This window comes from Brevundimonas sp., assembly GCF_004210735.1.
Classification (GTDB): Bacteria; Pseudomonadota; Alphaproteobacteria; order Caulobacterales; family Caulobacteraceae; genus Brevundimonas.
The window spans coordinates 1-2,102 of record NZ_SDZL01000119.1 but is presented as its reverse complement, the minus strand read 5'-3'; the positions used below and the strand labels follow the sequence as shown (position 1 = coordinate 2,102).

3 protein-coding genes are annotated in these 2,102 nt (G+C 68.4%); 2 read left to right on the top strand and 1 reads right to left on the bottom strand.

All coding sequences use genetic code 11. The features are described 5' to 3' along the window. A partial coding sequence (locus tag EON91_RS14290) for an HRDC domain-containing protein (RefSeq protein ID WP_292096049.1) occupies positions 1–543 on the top strand: 543 nt, incomplete at its 5' end. A 22-nt stretch (positions 544–565) separates the two neighbouring features. On the opposite strand, the gene EON91_RS14285 is transcribed toward EON91_RS14290, so the two are convergent. After that, entirely contained in the window at positions 566–1,783 is a 1,218-nt protein-coding gene (locus EON91_RS14285; protein WP_292096047.1) for an MFS transporter, read from the bottom strand. A 116-nt stretch (positions 1,784–1,899) separates the two neighbouring features. Between EON91_RS14285 and EON91_RS14280 the strand changes: the two genes are divergently transcribed. Further along, positions 1,900–2,102, top strand: a 203-nt coding sequence (locus tag EON91_RS14280; protein ID WP_292096045.1) for a hypothetical protein, incomplete at its 3' end; no start/stop codon positions are given.

Here is a 2,102-nt window from a genome sequence, read left to right as displayed (position 1 = left end):
GGCGCGGGGCATGTGATCGACGTGCTGATGGGCAAGACGAATGAGCGGGCCGAGCGGCTGGGCCATGACCAGCTGGGCGTGTTCGGTGTCGGCAAGGATATCGAGCCGCGCGTGTGGCAATCGGTGTTCCGGCAGCTCACGGCGTCGGGGCTGATCTATGTCGACCAAGAAGCGCACGGCGCGCTGAAGCTTTCGGAAGAAGCGCGGCCTGTGCTGCGCGGGGAGCAGCAGGTGACGTTCCGGCGCGACGTGGCGCCGAAGCGTACGAAGAAGGATGCGCGTTCGGCCAGGGGGGCGGCGAAGACGTCTGAGATGCCGGAGGAGGCGCAGTCGCTCTTCCAGCAGTTGCGCGCGGCGCGGGCACGGATCGCGAAGGAGCAGGGCGTGCCGCCCTATGTGGTGTTCCACGATACGACGCTGCGCGCGCTGGCCGAGGCGCGGCCGCAGTCGCTGGAGGCGATGAGCGGGATCACCGGCATCGGCAAGGCGAAGCTTGATCGCTATGGCGCGCAGTTTCTCGATGTGATCCGGGCGGGCAGCTAGGCGCCAGTGACTAGGCCAGTGACTAAGCAGCAGCGAGGCGTTTGCGTCCGTCGAGCCAGGCCCAGGTCCAGATTGCGAGGCCGCCGAGTGTCAGGGCGACGGCGACCCAGGCGGTGGACGCCCAGCCGAAGCCTGCGGCCACCGTCATGCCGGCGAGCAGGGGGCCGAGTGCGTTGGCGGTGTTGAAGGCGGAATGGTTCAGCGCGGCTGCGAGCGTCTGCGCTTCGCCGGCGACATCCATCAGCCGCGTCTGCAGGATCGAGCCGAGGCCGCCGCCGGCGCCGATGCAGAGCAGGACGATGTACATCGACCACAGGTGTTGCGAGGCGAGCGGATAGAAGGCGAGGGCGATCGCGCTCCAGACCAGGAGGCCTGCCGCAGCCGGGAAGCCGAAGCGGTCGCCTGCCCACGCGCCGAGTATGTTGCCGCTGAACATGCCGACGCCGAAGACGGCGAACACCCACGGCAGCATGTCTGGGCCCACGTTCGTCACTTCGCGCAGGGTGGAGGCGAGGAAGGCGTAGATCGCGAACATGCCGCCGAAGCCGATCGCGCTGACGCCGAGCGTCAGCCACACCTGCCGGTTACTCAGCGCGGAGAGTTCGCGCAGGGGGCTGGCGTCGGGATGGGCGGGGTCGCGCGGCGCGAACAGGGCGACCAGCGTCATGGTCAGCACCGCCAGCACGCCGACAATGCCGAACGTCCAGCGCCAGCCATGCGCCTGGCTGATCAGGTTGACGACAGGCACGCCCAGCACGGTCGCAACCGTCAGTCCCATCAGGATGGTCGACACGGCGCGCGTGCGGAATTTCAGCGGCACGGCGGCGGCGGCCACCAGCGCGGCGACGCCGAAATAGGCGCCATGCGGCAGGCCGCTGAGGAAGCGGAAGACCAGCATGGTCTCGAAATTGGGAGACATGGCGCTCAGCGTGTTGCCGATCGCGAACAGACCCATCAGGCCGATGAGCAGTATCCAGCGCGGCAGGCGCGCGCCGAACGCCGCGAGGATAGGCGCGCCGACCACCACGCCGGCGGCATAGGCGCTGATCGCGTGGCTGGCGGTCGGCTCGTCGACGCCCAGCCCCTTCGCGAAGTCCGGCAGGATGCTCATCGCGGCGAACTCGGTGACGCCGATGGCGAAGCCGCCCATGGCGAGCGCGATCAGCAGAAGCGCGACGGCGCCCGCGCTGGGGAGTTGTTTGGCGACGCCGTCATCGGGCGCGCAATTCACTGAGGTCATTTTTCACCGGGGGAGCGGTTGTTGCAGTGCAACATAAGAAGCCCGCCCCGGCCTTCAACCGTTTTCTGGCGACGACGGGCGTCTGCCCCTCCGCGACAGCGCTAAGCGCGGGAGATTTGCGGCAGGGCGAGGCGTGGCTGGATCGCTATGTCGCAAGCTGGAGGCGGCGCGGGCCGGCGGCCGTGACGCCTGCAACGTTCTGCGGCGTTCAGGGGTTCTACCCGTGTCAAACAGGAGACAGCCCGATGAACACCCACGCCCGCGACGATCTCGAGAAGCGCCGGGAAGCCATCCGCCAGGAGATCTCGACGCTGGACGA

What these genes read in the sequence shown, in the direction of transcription:
- EON91_RS14285 (WP_292096047.1), bottom strand. Translation starts at nt 1,783, where the DNA reads ATGACCTCAGTGAATTGCGCGCCCGATGACGGCGTCGCCAAACAACTC.